The 20685-nt window shown below is 46.8% G+C and carries 16 protein-coding genes; 13 read left to right on the forward strand and 3 right to left on the reverse strand.

All coding sequences use genetic code 11. The features are described 5' to 3' along the window. Positions 1–56: 56 nt before the first annotated feature. Both DWX25_RS02960 and DWX25_RS02965 read left to right on the forward strand, forming a co-directional pair. Positions 57–2486, forward strand: a complete 2430-nt coding sequence (locus DWX25_RS02960) for an NlpC/P60 family protein (protein WP_117798785.1) — start codon at positions 57–59, stop codon at positions 2484–2486. A gap of 15 nt (positions 2487–2501) precedes the next feature. Beyond that, positions 2502–4052 (forward strand): oligosaccharide flippase family protein, encoded by a 1551-nt coding sequence (locus tag DWX25_RS02965; RefSeq protein ID WP_117758316.1) that lies wholly within the window; start codon positions 2502–2504, stop codon positions 4050–4052. Between the two features lie 146 nt (positions 4053–4198). Here the strand turns inward: DWX25_RS02965 and DWX25_RS02970 are convergent, their stop codons facing one another. Continuing rightward, on the reverse strand, positions 4199–5215 hold the full coding sequence (locus DWX25_RS02970; protein ID WP_117758315.1) for a glycosyltransferase family 2 protein: 1017 nt from the start codon (positions 5213–5215) through the stop codon (positions 4199–4201). A 33-nt stretch (positions 5216–5248) separates the two neighbouring features. Beyond that, entirely contained in the window at positions 5249–6346 is a 1098-nt protein-coding gene (locus tag DWX25_RS02975; protein ID WP_117794390.1) for a glycosyltransferase, read from the reverse strand. A 36-nt stretch (positions 6347–6382) separates the two neighbouring features. On the opposite strand from DWX25_RS02975, the gene DWX25_RS02980 reads away from it, so the two are divergent. From DWX25_RS02980 to DWX25_RS03015, 7 genes are all read left to right on the forward strand, one after another. Continuing rightward, positions 6383–7327 carry a glycosyltransferase gene (locus DWX25_RS02980; RefSeq protein ID WP_117798787.1) on the forward strand — a complete coding sequence of 315 codons (945 nt, stop codon included), beginning with the start codon at positions 6383–6385 and terminating at the stop codon, positions 7325–7327. 822 nt (positions 7328–8149) lie between these two features. Then, complete coding sequence (locus DWX25_RS02990) at positions 8150–8836, forward strand: glycosyltransferase family 2 protein (RefSeq protein WP_117758312.1); 687 nt, start codon at positions 8150–8152, stop codon at positions 8834–8836. Between the two features lie 5 nt (positions 8837–8841). Further along, complete coding sequence (locus tag DWX25_RS02995) at positions 8842–9177, forward strand: DUF2304 domain-containing protein (protein WP_117794391.1); 336 nt, start codon at positions 8842–8844, stop codon at positions 9175–9177. A gap of 202 nt (positions 9178–9379) precedes the next feature. Then, on the forward strand, positions 9380–11380 hold the full coding sequence (locus DWX25_RS03000; RefSeq protein ID WP_117794392.1) for a DUF2142 domain-containing protein: 2001 nt from the start codon (positions 9380–9382) through the stop codon (positions 11378–11380). A 1-nt stretch (position 11381) separates the two neighbouring features. Then, entirely contained in the window at positions 11382–13763 is a 2382-nt protein-coding gene (locus DWX25_RS03005) for a glycosyltransferase (protein ID WP_117798788.1), read from the forward strand. Between the two features lie 9 nt (positions 13764–13772). After that, on the forward strand, positions 13773–15338 hold the full coding sequence (locus DWX25_RS03010; RefSeq protein WP_147335810.1) for a hypothetical protein: 1566 nt from the start codon (positions 13773–13775) through the stop codon (positions 15336–15338). Then, a complete protein-coding gene (locus DWX25_RS03015) occupies positions 15338–16369 on the forward strand; it encodes a polysaccharide pyruvyl transferase family protein (protein ID WP_117798790.1) in 1032 nt (343 codons plus the stop codon). Before DWX25_RS03010 ends, DWX25_RS03015 begins: the two co-directional genes overlap by 1 nt. 25 nt (positions 16370–16394) lie before the next feature. On the opposite strand, the gene DWX25_RS03020 is transcribed toward DWX25_RS03015, so the two are convergent. Beyond that, positions 16395–17423 (reverse strand): acyltransferase, encoded by a 1029-nt coding sequence (locus tag DWX25_RS03020; protein WP_117798791.1) that lies wholly within the window; start codon positions 17421–17423, stop codon positions 16395–16397. Between the two features lie 104 nt (positions 17424–17527). Here DWX25_RS03020 and rfbA point away from each other — a divergent pair, with 104 nt between their 5' ends. From rfbA to DWX25_RS03040, 4 genes are all read left to right on the forward strand, one after another. Beyond that, complete coding sequence (rfbA, locus tag DWX25_RS03025) at positions 17528–18427, forward strand: glucose-1-phosphate thymidylyltransferase RfbA (protein ID WP_117798792.1); 900 nt, start codon at positions 17528–17530, stop codon at positions 18425–18427. Between the two features lie 95 nt (positions 18428–18522). Then, positions 18523–18960, forward strand: coding sequence for a DUF4869 domain-containing protein (locus DWX25_RS03030; protein ID WP_117767274.1), 438 nt, complete (start codon positions 18523–18525; stop codon positions 18958–18960). A 9-nt stretch (positions 18961–18969) separates the two neighbouring features. Beyond that, positions 18970–19944, forward strand: coding sequence for a hypothetical protein (locus DWX25_RS03035; protein ID WP_117794398.1), 975 nt, complete (start codon positions 18970–18972; stop codon positions 19942–19944). A gap of 75 nt (positions 19945–20019) precedes the next feature. Further along, a partial coding sequence (locus DWX25_RS03040; protein WP_117858841.1) for a dTDP-glucose 4,6-dehydratase occupies positions 20020–20685 on the forward strand: 666 nt, incomplete at its 3' end.

Below are 20685 nucleotides of genomic sequence, written 5' to 3' on the forward strand. Positions count from 1 at the left end.
TAAATTGTTACTTGCTAGCAATATTATGTTCGAGTGAACTATCGGGGAGGTTCTATATGCATTTCTTTAGAAGTAAGGCTGTCCGTGTCGCTTTTTTCTTCTTTTATTTCTGTTTGGCCGTAACTCCTTGCTTTGGTTTGAGCGAAGCGGGCCTGTCTCCATCACAGATTGAAGATTCAACACGGGCCGATGATTTAAGTGCAACTTCGCCGGTTTCAGAGGACTACTCTGTCGACGGCCTCTCGGCAAAGGCGTCCGATGGAGGGTCTCCTCTCCTGGGCGACCGCTGCTCGCTCGGCCTGGCCGCGTCCGGCAACTCGGGCTCGGTCCGCTATAAGTTCGTCTGGGAGCAGGGCGGCTGGTCCAGGTGGGGCACCATCCGCCAGCTCGGGCCCGAGGCCTCCTGCGATTGGGTGCCGGAGGTCGCCGGCGACGTCAACATCTTGGTCGACGCCGTCGATTCGGCCGGCAACGTGAGGACCTGGAGGTTCCCCGTCAGGGTGGATGCCTGTCGCCTTTCCGTGAGCGGCGGGGATACGCTCGAGTGGAGCGGCGGAATGAAGGTCAATATCTCCGCCGCGGCGGCTCCCGGCGCAAAGATTAAATTCCTTTGGGAACGGGGCTCATGGTCCAAGTGGGGCGTCATCCAGGCAGCATCTGAGTCCGCCGCCTGTACCTGGGCGCCCCCGTCTTCCGGCTCCTATACTCTCTATGCCGACGTCACGGTCGGCGGGCTCACGTCGACGTCAAGACTCCCCGTTCGCATCTCAGAGGACTACTCTGTCGGCGGCCTCTCGGCAAAGGCGTCCGATGGAGGGTCTCCTCTCCTGGGCGACCGCTGCTCGCTCGGCCTGGCCGCGTCCGGCAACTCGGGCTCGGTCCGCTATAAGTTCGTCTGGGAGCAGGGCGGCTGGTCCAGGTGGGGCACCATCCGCCAGCTCGGGCCCGAGGCCTCCTGCGATTGGGTGCCGGAGGTCGCCGGCGACGTCAACATCTTGGTCGACGCCGTCGATTCGGCCGGCAACGTGAGGACCTGGAGGTTCCCCGTCAGGGTGGAGAGAAATCTATCTAACTTCACTTCAATAGATTTGAAATCTGATTCATCCAATTTGTGCGTAGGGGATACGCTTTCAATTACACCTCGGATTACCATCCGAAAGAATAATCAGATTTCATACAAATATGTTTGGATGCGGAACAACTGGGCTGAATGGGGTGTGATTGACTCCGGCAGAGGTAAATCCTCAATTGACTGGAGAGTCGATAAATCTGGCGCTGTCACCGTTTTTGTTGATGTTATTGATGAGGCCAACGATCAGACGATGACCTCGAAGACTGAATGCTCGATTGGCTCCGAGAAGTGGAATTACGAGTCCCTGAGTTCTTCTGCAACGCTTGTCAGGCCTAATGAAAGCACTGAGATCGATGCTAGATGCTCGGGTGATACTAATTACTTACAGTATAAGTTCGTCTGGAATAAGAATAATTGGGCTGACTGGGGCGTTGCTCAACAGGGCACAAGTTCACACTTGCAATGGGCTCCAAAAGACGCCGGAGACTATGAATTGATCTGTGACGTTTCGGGGTCAGATGGAGTTGTCCAAACAAAAAGAACAATCATTAGCTGTTGGGATTTCTCGAGGATTACTGCAATTTCGACTGATGGCAATAATTCTTGGGGAGTTCGAGCTGATTTGGGAACGCTTGCAGCTGAAAAATCTGGACAATTTCAGTTTAAATTTGTTTGGGCCAAGTCCGACTGGAGTAAATGGGGTGTTCTAAAAGAATTTTCCAGTGTGAATGACGCTTATTTCAATCCCTCTGCACTTGGATTGCAAGATGGTTATTACGATCTTTACTGCGATGTCTTGCTTCCTGATGGCACTCTCCAGTCGAAGTCGACTCAGATTTACTACAGCCCATTTGGCAGCTCAACGGTTTTGGGGGTTAGTCGTATTGGACTCGTCACTTGGCTTACGACGCATCAATTTGATGGCTATTATTTAGGAACGAGATATTCCGGTGGCTTCTCCTATGATAGTTGCCTTTACCCAAAAGGTGCCCCGAGATGGGATGGCTATACTGGCATGAATTGCACTGGCTTCGTGGCCCATGCTTATGCTGCGGTTGGTGGCGATGTCAATCGTATTGCGCAGAATAATAATCACTCTCCTTGGGCTGGGGGGCCAGGCGGTGGCGGCTATATTAACGCTTGGAGATGGTATGGCTATGCTCGAGATTTGGGATGCAAAATGTATGAGTTCCGTACTGTCCAAGATATGCTAAATAGTGGTTATGCTCAAAAGGGAGATATTATCTTCTTTAAGACTGACGGATCAATCGACTGTCATATTGGGTTCTTCTGGGGAGATAATCCGCATGACAATAAAATGTGGCATCAAATTCTGCCTGGGAATTTAATCGGACCCTGTTTTAACAATGCGAACAAAGGAGAGGTTCGGCAATCGGTTGTTCTGATTAAATAGTGCTTTAATTTCTGAATGGTATTTGAAGCAACTAATTGTGAAACGGTGATTCTGATAAGTAGCGCAAGCAGAAGACTTACTGGCATAATAATTACATATGGTTATATACTGGCTCAGGCTTTAGTCGGCTTTGTATATGTTCCGATGTTGTTGCAAAACATTGGACAAGACGAATATGGACTCTATCAATTGATAGGCTCTATCATGTCTTATATAGTTTCCATTAATGGGATTTTGTCTGCCGGTGTTGGGCGTTTTTATTGCAAGTATATGGCAGAGGGCAAAAATGACTTAATGGAGAATACTCTCGCAATAGCTAGGCGTCTGTACTGGGTCCTATCTGTGTTCGTGATGCTAATAAGTTGCGTTCTCGCCGTGGTTGTTCGGTTTGTATATTCAGCCAGTTTTACAAACTCACAGCTTGATGAGTGTTCCGCAATGCTTGTTGTATTAGGGATCAACACAATTGTTATCATGAACAACACTATTAGCGTTGCGGCGATAACTGCTAATGAAAGGTTCGTTTTTTTGAAGGGCTCGCAATTGGCCGCCCTAATAGCTCAGCCTTTCATAGTGTATGGACTTACGACAATTTTTAAGAATGCATTAGCCGTATGTTTAGTTGTGCTTGTTACAAATGTGTTGTGCGCGGTGAGTCAGCGTTTGTTTGCTAAATATAATCTGCACATTAGTTTCAGATATCATGGCTGGGACATGAAACTGGCTAAAGGATTGCTATTTTTTAGCGGCGCGATTGTATTGGTGACGATTGCTGACCAGATTTTCTGGAAAACCGATCAATTAATTGTCGGCTATTATTTTGGTGCTGCCGCCGTTGCGGTATATTCTGTTGGATCTCAAATCTACACGATTTATATGACAATCGGTACGGCAGCCTCTTCAGTTTTTCTTCCTCGAGTTTCAGAACTGTATTGCCAGAATAAGGATATGTCTGAAATTTCGGATCTCTTCATTAAAGTCGGTCGCATTTCCTTTATCGTCTGCGGATTTGTTCTTAGTTTATTTATTGTTCTGGGGAAAGATTTCATCATTATTTGGGCTGGTAAGGACTATATAGACGCTTTCTATATCGCCTTGATCGTAATGGTTCCATTTACCATTGACTTAATTCAGAACCTGGGACTTACCATAATGCAGGTTGCGAATGTTTACCTGTATAGGGGGTATATGTATCTTGCGATTGCGCTTGTCAACGTGGTCGTGACGATTATATTGCTCAAGCTTATGGGCATAGTGGGCGCAGCAGTTTCAACAGCCATCGCTATGGTTATAGGTAACGGTTTCTGTATGAATTGGTATTATTCTGAAAAGCTTGGGTTGAACATAAAGAAATTTTGGCTTGAAATTGCCAAACTTTCCGTCTTGGTTATTGCCGGTACGGGGGCTTTGCTGCTGCTCTATAACCTAATTAAAAGCCTTTTATCTGGCCTTGTGGTGGTTTTGGTGTCAGCAATAATTTATTTCTTTATCTATTTCTTCTTGGTTTTGATGTTTGGGCTAAACGAATCCGAAAAGACGAGCATATCTGCATTTATCAAGCGATAATCTGTGACGCTTGTTAAGCAGAATAGCCTAATGTTCTTTCATTACTTTTATGACCAACCGGCTTGCCTGACATTTGATTATCGAAGGCTAAGTCGGTTGGTTTTACTACTCGGTGCCAGGAAAAATGAGCGATGACAACAGGGCGATTAGCTCAAGATTTTCAGTATCAATAGTTTTAGCTGTTCACAACAGCGTATTACTACTCGAGATAACAAATAGTGCTTATTCTTTGCCGCAAGGAACAGTAAATAGCTGTCAGGTCTGTAGGTGCTGCAAGGGACATCAGCTTTAATTGAGGGATTAAATAAGGCCTCTGAAATTGAAACAAAGTTACGTTTTTTGGTCTCATTATTGTCACTGAGCTCGTTGATCGATAGGAGATAAAGATACTGTTCCGTTCTTGTTTTCCATGCCAGCCTTTCTGTTTCTTCTCCCCAACGAGCAGCGATTTTCACTAGGCTTGAGGTGACGAAGGTTAAATCTGAAAGCTGTTTTTCCTTATAGCTGTGTGTTGCACTTTGTCCGTTTTGACAATTATAATAATACAGCGCATCACTTATTTGTAAAACCGATCTGGCTGAATCGACTATGGGTATCATTTGCAGAAAATCTTCTGCAAAATCGATTCTCTTTGTATCGGTATTGCTTAAATCGTCAATCAGACAGTTTCTTTTGATTGCCTTTCCCCAAATTGAATTGAGTTTCCCTCGCGCCAAACATTTTTTGACTTCGTCGAGATCGTCACCTTCATAGATGCCAGACGGAAGGGCGGGATTGATAAACGGATCGTTTGAATAGTCTGGGTTTCTTGTATAGCTGAAACAGATTATGTCTGGATTGCACTTATCGATTTCGCGAGCAAGAATAGATAGGGTATCGAAGCGCAAAGAATCATCCGCATCAACAAAGACCAGGTAATCTCCGGCGCTTATCTCCGCGCCTTTTCGCCTGGCCTCATATACGCCCATATTATTTTGTCTAACGTAATGAGTATTGTTGTGAGATTCACAAAACACTTTGCAGACACTTTCAGTAGCGTCTGCTGATCCATCATTAATGAGGATAATTTCATAGCCGTCATATGTTTGTTGGTAGATGGATGATAGCGTTTCCGGCAAACTGGATGCCGCATTATATGCAGGGATAATAATTGAAAACAGCATTTAGTCCCTTTCCGTATTGGAAGAACAAGATGGTTAGTTAGAAAGCCCGTTTACAATGTCCCTGTATAAAATAAATTGACGCTGGGCAATGGCCTTCCATTGAAAGTGTTCAATTGCATACTTTCTAGCTGCAGTTGCAAGTTTACAACGAAGTTCATCGTCATTGAACAGCGTGAGAATTGCTTTAGAAATGGCTTCGAGATCAGATTCTACACCGATTCCAATTCCTTTATTGTTCGCTGTTTCTTTCCATGTGGTTCCCTCGGTAACAATAATTGGGAGGCCATATGCTAGTGCTTCCAAAACAGACGTCGGGAAACCTTCAGTGCGTGAAAGTTGGATATAAAACTGCGATTGGAGAAAAGCGTCCGCTTTAGATTGACCATTAACTGGACCATTTAATAAAACAATATCGGATACTTGATTGTCGGCAATAAGTAGTTCCAGTTTGGCCATAGACCCATCTTCGTCTGGACCGTAGATGTAGATTTTTGCTCCGAGCCCTCTTAGCTCATCAGCAATTAGTGGCAGACTTTTGATCAGTAGATCAAGACCTTTGACCTCTATATCTAGGCGGCCAATAAAAAGCGCGATGCGGCTGTCTAAGTTTGAGGCTTTGGCTTTTGGGATGCTAACACCATTTGGAATAATGCTTGCTTTCCTATGTTTAAAGCCGTTTGAACTCATCGCCTCTTTTTCCGATAGAAAATGGATACAATCAGCATTGCGAATAAAGGCGTTATAGAAGAAAACATTAAGCAATTGTTTAGCTAAATGATGCTGTTCTTGCGCCACATATGTTAGAGACCCATGTGGTGTGATGATGTATGGGATCGCACGTCTTCTGAGCCAATGGCTTAGTTTAATGTGATCTGGCCTATATATCTCATGAAATATTACGAGTGACGGATTGCAAAACGGTTCAGGAAGTTTTTCTATGCATGACTGATAGAAGACGGGATATTTCGCATCTTTAGGTCTGTAGTTTGTAAGATTTAATAGAGCTATATTCATGTCCTTTATTTCTGACTGCTCATTTAGGTATTGAGGCACCACTGTAGACACGCCAGAAGCGAAATCACTTGTAATATATGCCACATGAAGGACTATTAAACTATCGGTAGTTTTCATTAGCGTTTGCTCCCGCAGCGGTGTTGGAGGTTTTAGTTGACAGATTCACAGTTGGTTTCAGTGCTCATGCCTTGTTATAGGGAGAGCGCCAAAGATTTTACTGAGGCACTAGCGTCTATTTTAAAGCAGACCTATCATCGAATCGAGGTGGTTGTTGTTTTTGATAATCCAGATGACAACACACTTTACAATATTGCTCAAAACTATAGCTCTCATGACAGTAGGATTTGCCTCGTGAGAAATGAACGCAATCTTGGTCTTGCTGCATCTTTGGAAAGGGCGTTCAAGGTCTCACGCGGTCAGTATATCTGCCGAATGGACTCAGATGACATTTCTGAGGCGCAGCGCATTGAACGGCAGTTGTCGTATCTTGAAGAACATGAGCTTGACCTAGTGGGTTCTTATTTGAACGCCATTGACGAAGACGGTAGTCAATTATATCTCGTTGATTCAATTCCAAGTTCGAGTGAAGGCGTTAGGCGTTCTCTTATGATTAGAAATTGCGTACCTCATCCGAGTTGGTTTGGAAGAAGGTCTGTATTTGAAATGGGGTATCGGTCTGTTCCGCTAGCAGAAGATTATGACTTACTGTTGCGTGCCGAGCTGGAAGGGTTCACTATTGGAAATGTTCCAGAGCCGCTCATTCGATACAGAATGACTGTTAATAGCATTTCGCGTAGCAATTTGTATAAACAGTTCGTTGTTTCTCAGTGTTTACGTTCAGCTTTCAAAGAGGGCCGATCACTGGATGTCGATAAGATTGATACAATCGTCGCCGAGCGGTTCGATCGGCGACGAGCTGAGAACTATCTAAAGGCAAATGCATTATTTAATAATGGGTTGAGAAATATTCATTCTGGTAATCGAGCAAAAGGTATTTCCCAATTGCTTCAAATCCCATTTTGCTCTAAGTCGTATTTAATGAATGTCATTAATATGGCGCGTGTGGTTACAATTAAGACTTTTGAGAAAACCTCGTAGTTGTGCACCTACGCTTGGAGAGACGTGGCGCAACCATGCCGTTCAACACTCGGAAGATTGCTAGCTTTGAAATCTAGGGCTAGGTTTGTTGCGGGGTTCTCGATGCCGTGTGCACCATTCGTGGTTGATTTCCGATCTCAGCCGAACACACTGCGCAGATAGTCCGTACCCGCGGCTAGCCGAACGCCCCCCGCGACCCCCATGGACCCCGGGGGCGCCGTTTCCCCAGTTGAAGGAACGGTGGATATGTGTTCGATAGGTCCGGGGGCCATTCTCCGCCCTCAGTCTGGCACCTCTTTCCAGACTCAGCCGGACGGTCGGTCCGCCTCTTCCGTTTTGCCTTTGGGCTAGGCCAGCGGGGCGTCGCGCCTCTCTGCGCGTGCCCTCTCGATGAGGCTCGGCGCCAGGTCGAGTCTTCCGATGGGCACGTCCTCCAGGCTGTAGGCGTCTAGCAGCGCCTCCGCATCGCCGCCGAGCATCGCCCTGGAGGCGCGCGGGCGTCCAGCTCCAGCATCTTCTGGACCGTGTCCCTTTCGTGTCTGGTGAGCGCCTGCCGTAGATACTCGGGGTCGCCTTCTCGGAACCCTTTTTCTTCTTTCCGGACATGCCGTCCTTCGAGTCCCCGGGGCCAACCGGTTCGGCCCTCAGGGTATCGGGTTCCCACATTCATCCGCACATGTGCGGATGAATGTGGGAGGTGTTCGGATGAAGTTGATAATCAAGGGTTGATAATCAAGGGTGCACCATTCGTTGTGTCTATTTAACCATTTGTATATCTCTCGCTATAATAATGAGAAAAACTAGAGATCGGTTTATGTGTATATGACACCTAAAACTCTTATCGCTATTCCTGCTTATAATGAGGAGGAATGCATAGAAAAGACGATATGCGAGCTCAGGCAAATTGCACCTGAGTTTGATTTTGTTGTTATCAATGATGGGTCTCGAGATCGAACGCTAGCTATCTGCAAGGATCTTGGTTGTGACATCATTGATATGCCCATTAACTGTGGTTTGACCGTTGGGTTTCAGACGGCTGCGCGTTATGCGGTTGATCATGGATATGACTATATGGTTCAGTTTGATGCTGACGGCCAGCATTGTCCGGAATATATAAAGGTCCTTGTTGATAGGGCTCAATCTGATGGATCAGATATTGTCATTGGCTCTAGGTTTGTAAGCGTGCGCAAAGACAAGACGCTTCGCATGATCGGCTCGCGTATGATTACGGTGCTAATAAAGATTCTGACAGGCAAGAGGATCAGTGACCCCACGTCTGGATTTAGGCTATTTGGGCGGGATATTCTTACGAAATACTATTACGACAATACCTTAAATCCGGAACCAGAATCTCTCGCTCTCTTTTTGAAGCAAGGGTATTCTATTTCAGAGGTACAGGTTAAGATGCGCGAGCGTCAAGGTGGCGAGAGCTATCTTAACCCTGTTAGGTCTATGCAGTATATGGTTCGTGTTTTCGTTACGCTCCTTGTCGTTCAGTGGTTTAGGTGATCCATTTGCCGATCTCTCTTCGTATTTTGCTTCTCGTTTGCGCTGTTTTGGTATTCGTGTTCGTATTGCGCAAATTAAAAAAATCCCAAATGCAAGTTTTGGATTCTCTGTTTTGGCTGCTATTCAGCGTCAGTTTTGTAATTTTGGGCGTTTTTCCACAAGTTGCAATGTGGCTTTCAAGTCTATTTGGTTTCATGTCGGCTTCTAACTTCGTGTTCCTTTACGTTATTGCCGTTCTTGTGGTCCGTGATTTCTGCAATTCTCTTCGCCTCTCTCGACAGGAAGAGCGTTTGAACTCGCTTGTTCAGGCTGTTGCGTTAAGTAGGGAGAAGGAAAAGTAGGCTATGCGTTTCGCTTTGGCGTATAAATCATCCGGATGGGAATGTCTCTACTTATATTTCTTTCAACAGTTGTGAACAGTGCTTGGTGCCCATACTTGTCATCCAGATGACTGGGAACGATTCTTCGAGGGCCCTTGCAGCTTGATTTGGATAAAGGTGAATTAGCCCCGTGTTGTCTCGATGCGTAAACCAAAAGCAAATAATGAAAGCCGTCTTCGTTGCTCTTCTCTTTATTGTCGAGCTTCTGTGCATGAAGCACTTTTATGTGAACCACTCTGTCTCACAGCTGTTCGTTTTAGCGCTCTATTGCGTCGTTGTAGATGTTGCCATTTGGCAATCATATTGTATCTTCCTTTCCTCAGATGATGAAAAAAAGCGTGGCAACTGTTCTGGTCGCTGCGCTCAATTATTAGTCCTGTTGCTTACGGCATTTGCTGTGGCGGTCATCTGGGAGGGCTGCACCGTTCTTGGCTCGCCGGCTTCTCATTTCTCGAATATTGCTGACTGGAATAAAAAGCGGCTCATATTCTTTTTTCTGATTTCCTATTGCGCAATACTCTATTTATTCCAAAGCGGCTTTTCTCTGAAAGCGTTGTTCCATTCTGCTTCGGCGAGGGTCAAGGCTACCGATTACGTTTCCCTGCTGATTATCGCATTCTTTATTGTTTTTGGCTGCTCTACGATTGCATTCGTGAATGGGTTCATTAATGCTGTTGTTTATTTCCTGCTGGTAATCATAACTTCGGTTTTCACGGCTTGCTCGGGCATTCGAAAGAGAAATTCTGCCCTTCCTGTTGCTTTCTTTATTGCTGCATTCTCAATTGGTGTTTTCCTTGTGGTGAGCACTCCGATAACGACGGGTATTTCATGGGATGATCAAATTCACTATTCCAATGCCCTTTCGACATCTTATTTATTTGAAACTCAAAAAACTGATTCGGATATTAACTTTACTGACGAAGCGGTCCGTCGTGCACAGGGCTATGAAGAGCCCTCTCTTTCCCATTTTGATCGAGCGGAAATTCTTGAGCATGCTAGGCAGTTGAATGGCTCCTATAGATCTGATATCGCTTCTGGTCATGTGCAAGTTAACAAGCATGAAGAATTCGTTTATACGCTTAGCAGCATTGGGTATATTCCATCGGCAATTGGCCTTTGGCTCGCTCGCCTTCTGCATTTCGATTTTTCTTCTATGATTCAATTCGCTCGGATTTGCAATTTATTTAGTTACTGTCTTTCAATTGCCATTGCAATCAAGGTTACGCCCTCAAAAAAGGGACTATTTGCTTTTGTGGGAATGCTGCCAACTTCGATCTTTCTTGCGTCATGTTTCTCATATGATGCATGGCTCATTTCGTTTATCATTCTCGGTTTTGCTTATTTTTTGAGGTATGCATGGGGTGATTTAAATGAATTTACAGTTCGCAATATAGCACTCGCATTTTTATTTACCTTTTTAGGACTCGCAGTCAAAGCTGTGTATTTTCCGATAATCGGTCTTTTCTTTATGGTTCCGCGTAATCGTTTTGCGGGCTCGAAGCAACGAGTTCATTACTATGCCGCCGTGTTTGTTTTGGGCTTGATTGCTTTTGCCTCATTTGCGCTTCCGTTCTTGTTTTCAACGGCCAGCGGATCTAACGTTGGCGATATGCGAGGCGGCTCCGATGTTAACTCTGGTCAGCAAATCGCTTTCATTCTCGCCGATCCATTGCGCTACGCGGAAATACTCGCCAATTATTTTTCAACTTATTATTTAAATCCGATAACCTCTTCTGGATATGCATTGAACTTTGCATACCTTGGATCGCTTGCTGCTCAGATTTCTGTAAATGCAATCCGTGGGTTGGTTCAGGTGCTTCCAGCTGTTTGCCTATTGTTGTTTGGGCTTTTTTCGGCCGATTCGATTAGCGTTAATCATATTGGTCTCGCACAATTTCTATGGGCCTCATTTGTGTTTTTGTTTACGGTGATTTTGGTGGCAACTGCACTTTATGTGTCTTTTACTCCCGTTGGATTGGGGACAGTTAATGGTTGCCAGAGTCGTTACCTTTTGCCACTTCTGGTTCCGTGCCTATCGTTTATCCTTAACCAAAGTCGCTTGGTCTTTGGGGACAGCAAACGATTCATATTGATATGCCTCGTATTCCCGTTTACTTTGGCTACGATTTGCGAGTTTGTTTTAGTTGTTGGAAAGTGTTGCTGATATGGGCATAGTTTTTAATACCGAATTTAACAATAAGCTAAATTGCCGTGGCGACGGCAAGCTATATCTACTGTATGAAGCCGCATCCGTTTTTCCTGATGCTGTTGAGTCGCAATCACCTAATGGGCAAATTCTGCCCGCAAGAATCATTCCTATTTCAGAGACTGAATTTGTTGCTGTTCTTGCCGATTTTGGTGTCGACCAATCGCTGTCTTTCTTTAGCGGAGATAATGTAATTTACCAGCGCCGCATCAATCCTGGCAAGTTTTCGATTGAGTCGAAAGTTAACGGCTTGCTGCGCGCGGAGCATTGTGGACAATTTCGCAATATTGACCGTTCTGGCGTGCATGCGCTCGCTTCTATCCAAATTGAGAGCTTTATTCCCTGCGTTGATGGCGTAATCGTTAGAGGTGTTCTTTCGGGTACTGATTACCTTGAGGGTGATCGTATTGTCGCTTTTAATGAAGAAGCCTGCGTTGTTGGGGAATCTTTGTTATTTAATAAATTAATAGCCGATGCGAATCCTGGTCTAATAAATTTCTCTCTTCATATTCCTGAGGTCGGGGATAGCCTGTGCATTTGCATACACAGGGCTTCTGGTCATCTAGATACGTTTATCAATCTAAAGAAAGATATGCTTAAAGAGCTTTTGGATGAGGCTGATCGGAATCATGCGTGTGCATTCGATCAACCCCGTTATTTGTCCTGGTTTTCTGGGCGCAGATTGACTGGATCCGATTCGCGGGCACAAGCACAAATAAGACTTGCATACCAGCCCTTGTTTTCAATCATCGTTCCTCTATATAAGACTCCCTTGAATTTCTTCAGGGATATGGCTGATTCTGTGATTGCTCAGACGTATTCGAATTGGGAACTCATCCTGGTTAACTCTACGCCAGATTACGATGGACTTAGCGACTTGGTTTCCGAGTACGTGACTGCAGACTCTAGAATTAAAGTGACTGATCTTGAGGGCAATCTAGGTATCACTGAGAACACCAATGTCGGAATCAAGATGGCCAAGGGAGACTACCTTTGCTTTTTCGATCATGATGATGTTCTCGAACCGAATATCTTGTTTGAGTATGCACACGCTCTAAATCAAAATTCGGATATTAATCTTCTCTACTGTGATGAAGATAAGCTATTGCCTGATGGGTCCTTGGCTCATCCTACTTTTAAGCCGGATTTTAGTCTTGATATGGCTCGAGACAATAATTATATTTGCCACCTTCTTACTATTAAGAGGGCATGTTTAGACAGAATTGACCTTTCTAACAGCGAGTTGGATGGCGCCCAGGACCATGCCATGGTGCTGAAGATTGCCGAACTTGGTGGGACGATCCATCACGTTCCTAAAATCTTGTATCACTGGAGAATAAGCGAGAATTCGACTGCGGGTAATTCCGATAGTAAACCCTATGCAACCCTCGCTGGAATAAAAGCTGTTCAGGAGCACCTTGATAGATGCGGTATCAAGGCGACTGTGGTCAATTCTCATAATCGTGCTTTTCGTTATAGCCCCATTTATGATGTTCCTTCATCTGAGTCCTGTTCATTAATCGTTACCACCCGCGGCAATTCTTCGGTTCTTTCGACTCTTGTATCTTCAATCAATGACACCGATTTTGATGATCTTGAAGTCGTTTTCGTGTGCTCGCAGGAAGCGGAAGCTGCTGTTAAGCAATCGAGCTCTGGACTTCGTTGCCGCTATATCGTTCACGCGCTTGATGACCCCTTTAATATATCTGTGTGGAGAAATGCCGGTGCTCTCGCCGCGCGTGGCGAGCAACTCGTCTTTATTCATGACGATATTCAGGCACTAGACTCCTCGTGGCTAAAGACTCTCGTCGGTTTTTCTCAACGAGAGGATGTTGGCGTCGTTGGAACAATGACGTGCGATCTTGACGGCATTGTGCAGCAGGCAGGCCTGTCTTATGTTGGAGAATCAATCGTCAACCTGTCGCAAGGCATTCATCGCTCTTCTCCTGGCTATATCTATATGCCATTGACTGTAAGGGATGTATCGGCGGTGAGCGGTGTCTGTTTAGCTATTTCACGCAAACATTTTAATCGTCTGGGTGGTTTTGATGAGTCGTATCTTCTTGACTATTCGGATGTTGATATTTGCTTCAAGTCTTCTCAAGCTGGGTTAAAAGTGATCTATACACCAGAGGCATGTCTCTACCATATGGCATGTGTTGACAAATCCCTTGATAGTAAATCTCGCTCTCATAAGCATTTTGAGGATAAGGCACGATTGTTGCATAACTGGTCCGAGCGTTTCTCTGAGGGAGATCCATGGTTCTCCGTTAACTTTTCTCGAGATCCCAAGCGCGCAGCGTTATATAAGTTCGATCCTTTTGACTACGAAGCGATTTGAGTGCTTTAAATGAAACAAATTGCCTGGATAATATCTCCGCCGGCAAAGGGTTCTGGCGGCTTTCGAACCATCTGCAGCAAGGCTTCCTTTCTAGATTCTCGCGGATATGAGAACTACTTTTACATTATGCCGGGCTGTGAAGCATACAAAAGTGCTCATAGAGTTCAGACCGAAATAAAGGATTGGTTTGGTTATTCGCCTAAAGAAGTTCGTGTGGCTCCGAGTGTGTCCGAGGATTTTTTTGCAGTAATCGCCACCGCTTGGAATACGGCGCACTTTGCATCTATGCAGAAGTGCACCCATAAGTTCTACTTCATTCAGGATTTTGAACCTTGGTTCTATCCGATGGGGGAGATGTATCTAAATGCCGAAGCAAGTTATCGTTATGAACTAAACCCCATAACAATAGGCAGATGGCTTTCTAAAAAAGTTGAACCCTATTATTCGCATGAAGTCCCATATTGTGATTTTGGCGTTAGCGATATATATACTGCGCAGGAACAAAATCTAAGCAGAGAGTATGCCGTCTGTGCTATTTATCAATCCAATAAGGATCGGCGTTTGTCTGGCATGTTGCTTGATGCAATTAAATTGCTTCTCAAGCTCGACGATGCAGTTGTCGTATATTTATACGGCGAAGACGCAATGCCTCCCATTCGTGATCCACGTGTACGCAGCCTCGGCATCTTGACCGTTGATGAATGCGCCTCGCTTTATGCCAAGTGTGTTGCCGGCGTATCGTTGAGCGTGACTAATCCCTCTCGCCTGCCTTTCGAAATGCTTGCATCGAAGCTTTCGGTAATTGAAATAAACCGTGAGAATAATCTACTCGACTTTCCGGAGGGCACCATCCACCTCGCTGAGCCCTCTGCTTGCGGCATTGCTTCTTCTATTCTTGAGGCTCTTTCAGGCTCAAAATGCGATTCGCCTAATCGATTTAGCTGCACGTCGATTGAGCGTGAAAATGAAATGTTCTTCGAGGCCTTTACACGTTATCTGAATGAAGAGCCATCCTTGGTTAGCGGGAAGTCCGCCTTCGGGAATGTGCTAAAAACCGAAGAACTAAGTAAGGTCTTCTTGCTCAGCGATCATCTCGCTGATGCTCGATTGCGATCGTCTGCCATGTCTCAAACGCTCATTCAAGCTTCTTCTGTTGATTTGACTGTGCGTTTTGAGTCGTCTTTGATGCCTGTGGATGTTCGCGCGGCAGTTTGGTGTGCCCTTGATCAGTCTGATATTCGCTGGATTAGTCTTGAATCTAGGGACGGTCTTTTTGCGGGGCATGTTCCGCTGTTTTTAAATGATGATGAAGAGGCCTATCTTCGCATTCATATATACTCTTTTGCGGAAGACGGCAAGAATCCGCTTTGTGTCGCCGAGCTAAGCCAACTAGTCTGTCTTTCGCCTTCTCGCAACGCTCATCCTGTTGTTCGTTCGGTTGAAAGTGGCGCATGCAGCGTGTCTGCCGTTTTTAACCTATCTGATGATTATTGTGAACCGTTTCAGCCTTCTGCTTCGACGGGCGTCGAAGGCGGTCACGTTGCTCTACTCAAACGTTTATTTCGGAGAAACTAATGGCGCGCTTTAACCAATGGACTCAGCTACTTAAAGCCTCTGCGACATCGCGCAGGCACGATGAAAAATCCGATGGTGTTAAGCAAGAACGCTATCTCCTTTTGGATACGGCTATGGGAAGCGAGAACTCTGGTGACCATGTGATCATGGATGCCTGTGGCTGTATCGCGGATCAAATCTTTGGCGGTGCGTTGCCCCATGTGGCAACGCACTATTATTCCAAAGAGCTTGAAATGTATCCTGAATACGTAAAGCTGTTGTGCGGCACCAATATTCTGTATACGCATATGGCTGATCAGCAGCAATGGGCGCTTGCCAAGCGGTTGGGCAATAATAGAAATGTTGTTTTGTTCGGCGTGGGCATGTCTGATATTGGGGTGGACGATGCTATCGACGCCTATACAAAGAAGTTCTATAAAACCTTGCTATCCGATGAATATCTTCATAGTGTTCGAGATGAAATGACTAAGAAGAGGCTTAACTCTATTGGCATAGAGAATGTTCTTAATACCGCATGTCCGACCATGTGGTCGTTAACCCCATCTAGGCAACTCGAGATATCCTCTAAGCGTTCTAAAAACGTTGTTACGTCAATTACCGATTATTGTTTCGATGCGGAACGTGACCGTAAGATGCTGGAATTGCTGTCGTTGGAATACGAAAAGGTAACGATTTGGATTCAAGGAAGCCATGATGTTGATTGGTGTCTTGATCAAATAGTCGATCTGAAGCAATTTAATGTCATAGGCCCCAATATCGAAGAGCTTAATCGTGTAATTGAAACCGAGGAGTTTGATTATGTGGGGACGCGTCTCCATGCGGGCATCCGCTGTTTAAATGGAGGACATCGCTCTCTAATTATTGCAATTGATAATCGAGCCCGCCAAATCGGTGAAGACACGGGACTTCCCGTTCTTGAACGCGAGGACGGCTATCTCCATAAATTAGCTGATTGGGTAAACCATCCCGTTAAAACTGAGATTAATCTTCCCTGGACGAGCATCGATAAATGGAAGAAACAGTTTAATTAGCTGTATTCCTTGGCTATTGCTTTCCCTATTTCTTATCGTGTGGCGCCTTTGGCGTTTCTCCGATTGTCCAACCCATATTTGTGGCTCGAATTAGATTCGTCAACATATAGGCGACTGATCCAAATCCAATCAGGTTAATTGCTGCCATCGCCATTGGGGCTATGTTGGGCCAGTAGGTAAAAGAAATGTAAACCAGTGGAGAATGAAAAAGATATATTCCCATACTGTTTTTGCTAATCTTTTCGGTTAGTAGGTTTGCCTTTCGGGGGATGACACAATAAATTGATGCAAGCGCCATGCAAGTAAGGGCGGTGGAAGCAATGGGGGGCACCACTTGTTTTAGTAAGTTTACAAGGAATAATAGTATTAGGACTATTGATATGCTTTTACGCCTTTTATAGCTCTCGAACCATTTGTTTGCTTCCAAGTAGTGGATTGTTAGGCCAAGCGCAAACCATATTGCATTTGCTTCTGCCAAATTGATATACCTGTTCGATGACGGTATTCCAAAATGGTAAAGATAAATTGAAGCGCCGAAAACTATCGGAACCTTAAAACATGCTAGAGGGCTCTTATCGAGTATTTGAAAGATGCACGACGTGGCTGCTGTAATGAAAAATAGGGTCGGGAGAAACCAAAGGTGACCGTTGTCTTCTCCCAACAGAATTGATTTAAAAATGATGTGCGGTATAGATAGGCCATTGTAGTAGGGATACTTAACGAGCATCCTGATGGGGAAGAGCCAACATATTCCAATCATGATATAGGGGATAATTAAGCGTTGAGCTTTTTTAATGACCTGATTTATAAAATCGCTTGATCGATTCCAGCTCCATAAAAAACAAAAGCCAGATAACGAAAAGAACAAGGGCATCTGGATTCCGTTAATTAAGAATTTGAGATTATCCAACAGAATTGATTTTTGTTCAGTTGGATAATATCCCCACGCACTTGAATACAGAATAATGCTGTGGCCTAGGACTACAAGGAATATTGCAAGGGCCCTCACGTTCGTTATGTCGTCTCTACGGGTTGTGTCCTTGCGGTTGTTCATCAATTGCTTCTTTCGTTAATATTGAGAAGGTTTAACTTAAAGAATATCAAACTCTTATTAACCGCTTGATTTATAACTATTTTCGATTACAGAGGACGGATTATATGAAAGGCATCATCCTCGCCGGCGGGTCCGGCACCCGCCTGTACCCGCTCACGCTCGTGACCTCCAAGCAGCTGCTGCCGGTCTACGACAAGCCCATGATCTACTACCCGCTGTCCACCCTCATGCTGGCGGGCATCCGCGACATCCTGGTCATCTCCACGCCGACCGACCTGCCCAACTTCGAGCGCCTGCTCGGGGACGGCTCGCGCTACGGCGTGAACCTGTCCTACGCCGAGCAGCCGAGCCCCGACGGCCTGGCGCAGGCATTCACCATCGGCGAGGAGTTCATCGACGGCGAGCCGTGCGCGCTGGTGCTGGGCGACAACATCTTCTACGGCAACGGCCTCAGCCGTCACCTGACGCGCGCCGTCCAGAACGCCGAGTCGGGCCGCGCCACGGTCTTCGGCTACCACGTGGACGACCCCGAGCGCTTCGGCGTCGTGGAATTCGATGCGCAGGGCCGTGCCGTCTCCATCAAGGAGAAGCCCGAGTGCCCCAAGAGCTCCTACGCCGTCACCGGCCTGTACTTCTACCCGGGCGACGTGGCCGCCAAGGCCCACGAGGTCAAGCCGTCCGCGCGCGGCGAGCTCGAGATCACCACGCTCAACCAGATGTACCTGGAGGAGGGGACGCTGTCCGTCGTCACCCTCGGCCGCGGCTACGCGTGGCTGGACACCGGCACCATGGAGAGCCTGCACGAGGCCGCGGAGTTCGTCCGCGCCGTGGAGCACTCCCAGGACCTGCCGGTCTCGGTGCCCGAGGAGATCGCCTGGGAGAACGGCTGGATCACCACTGCCGAGCTCGAGGAGGCCGCCAGGGCCTACGACAAGTCGGTCTACGGGCAGCACCTGAAGAAGGTCGCCGCCGGCGAGATCGTCAACAGCCCGCGCGAGTACTAGCGCAAGCTTGTTTTCTTTTAGGGGCCACCGTTTATCTGGTGGCCCCTTTCGTTATGATTACGTTGACCATAAAGACAATATGATTGGGAGTGGATGTGTTAAGCGTCTACTTTGGCGATATGCCAGAAGCGATTTACAACACAGCGACATATTTCAAAAACTCTTACCGGTCTTCTTGGATTACGGATCCCTATGCAGTCTCGATAATTAAAGATGTTGATCGATCGGATGTTGTTTCCGAAAACGTCATCGAAAGCCCTGTGCTTGGATCCATCTCCCCACTCCAGCTTTCTGGTGGCGTGAAAACGCTGCTGCTTATGAGATTTGATCGTAAGCAAATTTTTAACGCTTCTACCTGTGGTGACAACTGTGCCAAGTGGATTCTCGACATGGCGAAAGACCGCAAACTTGTTGTGAATCTCTATCATGTGATGGACTTTGGTCGCGAGGATTTTAAAATTAAAGTCGTGAATAGCGGCCGAATCGTTCACAACATGGCCGAATTGATTCACGAGTCGATTCCGTATCTGTAGGTACTGCTTATGAACGGTTCGCATCTCGTTAAGATTTCCCGCCGCAGGGGAACCAAGTACACATTTACCATCAAGCGGAACATCACTATTGTGCGTGGCGATAGCGGCACGGGTAAGACGACACTGTTTGACATGGTCGCAGACTACATGCGAACGGGCGAGCAGTCGGGCGTTTCCTTGCAATGCGATTGTCCCTGTGTCGCCCTGACCGATTATGATTGGCGAAACCAGCTTTCGTCCGTTCATGACTCGATTGTATTTGTCGATGAGGGCTTAAAAGAGATCCATTCTGATGAGTTTGCCCATCATGTGCTGTATTCCTCGAATTATTTCGTGCTGATCTCAAGGGCTGATTTCCCCAATCTTCCGTATAGCGTGGATGAGATTTACAAGATTAAGACGAGCGGAAAATACCATTCCTTCGTCCCTGTTTATCAAGATCGCGGGAATCATCGTTATGCTATTTCCCGGTCGGCGCCAAAACAGGATTTTTCTATCCTTCTATGCGAGGATAGTAAGTCTGGTTTCCAGTTCTTTGAACGGCATTTCGCTGACAGTGAGCTTACCTGTACTTCGGCCATGACGAACAGCGCGATTTTGAGCTGGTTGGATCAGCATCTCGACGATCGCGTGTTTGTTGTTGCGGACGGAGCGGCATTTGGGTGCTATGCGGACCGCGTCCTTAAGCTGCAAGACATTCACCGCGATACTGTTACGGTTTGTCTTCCCGAGTCGTTCGAATGGCTTCTGCTGAGCTCCGGCGTAATTTCAGGGCTAGATGTTAAGGCGGTTTTGGAAACCCCAGAAGCCTTTGTAAACAGTGAGAAGTTTAAAAGCTGGGAAGACTTCTTCTATAAGTACTTACGCGATAAAACTGGGAATTCGGTCTTCCGGTACGACAAAGACTGCATTCCGGAGGCGTTTTGTAGGGGAAGTAATTCTGCGAAGGTCATGGCTCTTATCGCATGCCGAAATGTCCGATAGTTTTGTTGAATAGTGTCGCGGCGTCACTTCCTGCGGCATACTAAAGAAGCTGTACTTGCTTCAGATTGGATTTTCATGTCTGAGATTTTTGAACCTAAGAACATCATCGTCACGGGCGGTTGCGGCTTCATCGGCAGCAACTTCGTGCACTACGTGGTGAAGAACCACCCGGGCGTCCACGTGACCGTCCTGGACAAGCTGACCTACGCCGGCAACCCCGAGAACATCGCGGGGCTGCCCGAGGACAGGGTCGAGCTCGTCGTGGGCGACATCTGCGACGCGGAGCTGCTGGATCGCATCGTCCCGGGCCACGACGCCATCGTGCACTACGCCGCCGAGAGCCACAACGACAACTCCATCGCGGACCCCGAGCCGTTCCTGCGCACCAACGTGGAGGGCACCTTCCGCCTGCTGGAGGCCGTCCGCAAGCACGGCATCCGCTACCACCACGTCTCCACCGACGAGGTCTACGGCGACCTGGCGCTCGACGACCCGGCGAAGTTCACCGAGGAGACGCCGTATAAGCCCTCGAGCCCCTATAGCTCCACCAAGGCGAGTTCCGACATGCTCGTGCGCGCATGGACCCGCACCTACGGCCTGCACACCACGATCTCCAACTGCTCCAACAACTACGGCCCCTACCAGCACGTGGAGAAGTTCATCCCCAGGCAGATCACCAACATCGTCGACGGCGTGCGCCCCAAGCTCTACGGCCGCGGCGAGAACGTCCGCGACTGGATC

Source organism: Collinsella sp. AF18-8LB, assembly GCF_003459795.1.
Classification (GTDB): Bacteria; Actinomycetota; Coriobacteriia; order Coriobacteriales; family Coriobacteriaceae; genus Collinsella.

Excerpts from the sequence above, each read along its gene's own strand:
- DWX25_RS02960 (WP_117798785.1), top strand. The coding sequence starts at position 57 with ATGCATTTCTTTAGAAGTAAGGCTGTCCGTGTCGCTTTTTTCTTCTTT.
- DWX25_RS02965 (WP_117758316.1), top strand. The coding sequence starts at position 2,502 with ATGGTATTTGAAGCAACTAATTGTGAAACGGTGATTCTGATAAGTAGC.
- DWX25_RS02970 (WP_117758315.1), bottom strand. The coding sequence starts at position 5,215 with ATGCTGTTTTCAATTATTATCCCTGCATATAATGCGGCATCCAGTTTG.
- DWX25_RS02975 (WP_117794390.1), bottom strand. The coding sequence starts at position 6,346 with ATGAAAACTACCGATAGTTTAATAGTCCTTCATGTGGCATATATTACA.
- DWX25_RS02990 (WP_117758312.1), top strand. The coding sequence starts at position 8,150 with ATGACACCTAAAACTCTTATCGCTATTCCTGCTTATAATGAGGAGGAA.
- DWX25_RS03000 (WP_117794392.1), top strand. The coding sequence starts at position 9,380 with ATGAAAGCCGTCTTCGTTGCTCTTCTCTTTATTGTCGAGCTTCTGTGC.
- DWX25_RS03005 (WP_117798788.1), top strand. The coding sequence starts at position 11,382 with ATGGGCATAGTTTTTAATACCGAATTTAACAATAAGCTAAATTGCCGT.
- DWX25_RS03010 (WP_147335810.1), top strand. The coding sequence starts at position 13,773 with ATGAAACAAATTGCCTGGATAATATCTCCGCCGGCAAAGGGTTCTGGC.
- DWX25_RS03015 (WP_117798790.1), top strand. The coding sequence starts at position 15,338 with ATGGCGCGCTTTAACCAATGGACTCAGCTACTTAAAGCCTCTGCGACA.
- DWX25_RS03020 (WP_117798791.1), bottom strand. The coding sequence starts at position 17,423 with ATGAACAACCGCAAGGACACAACCCGTAGAGACGACATAACGAACGTG.
- rfbA (WP_117798792.1), top strand. The coding sequence starts at position 17,528 with ATGAAAGGCATCATCCTCGCCGGCGGGTCCGGCACCCGCCTGTACCCG.
- DWX25_RS03035 (WP_117794398.1), top strand. The coding sequence starts at position 18,970 with ATGAACGGTTCGCATCTCGTTAAGATTTCCCGCCGCAGGGGAACCAAG.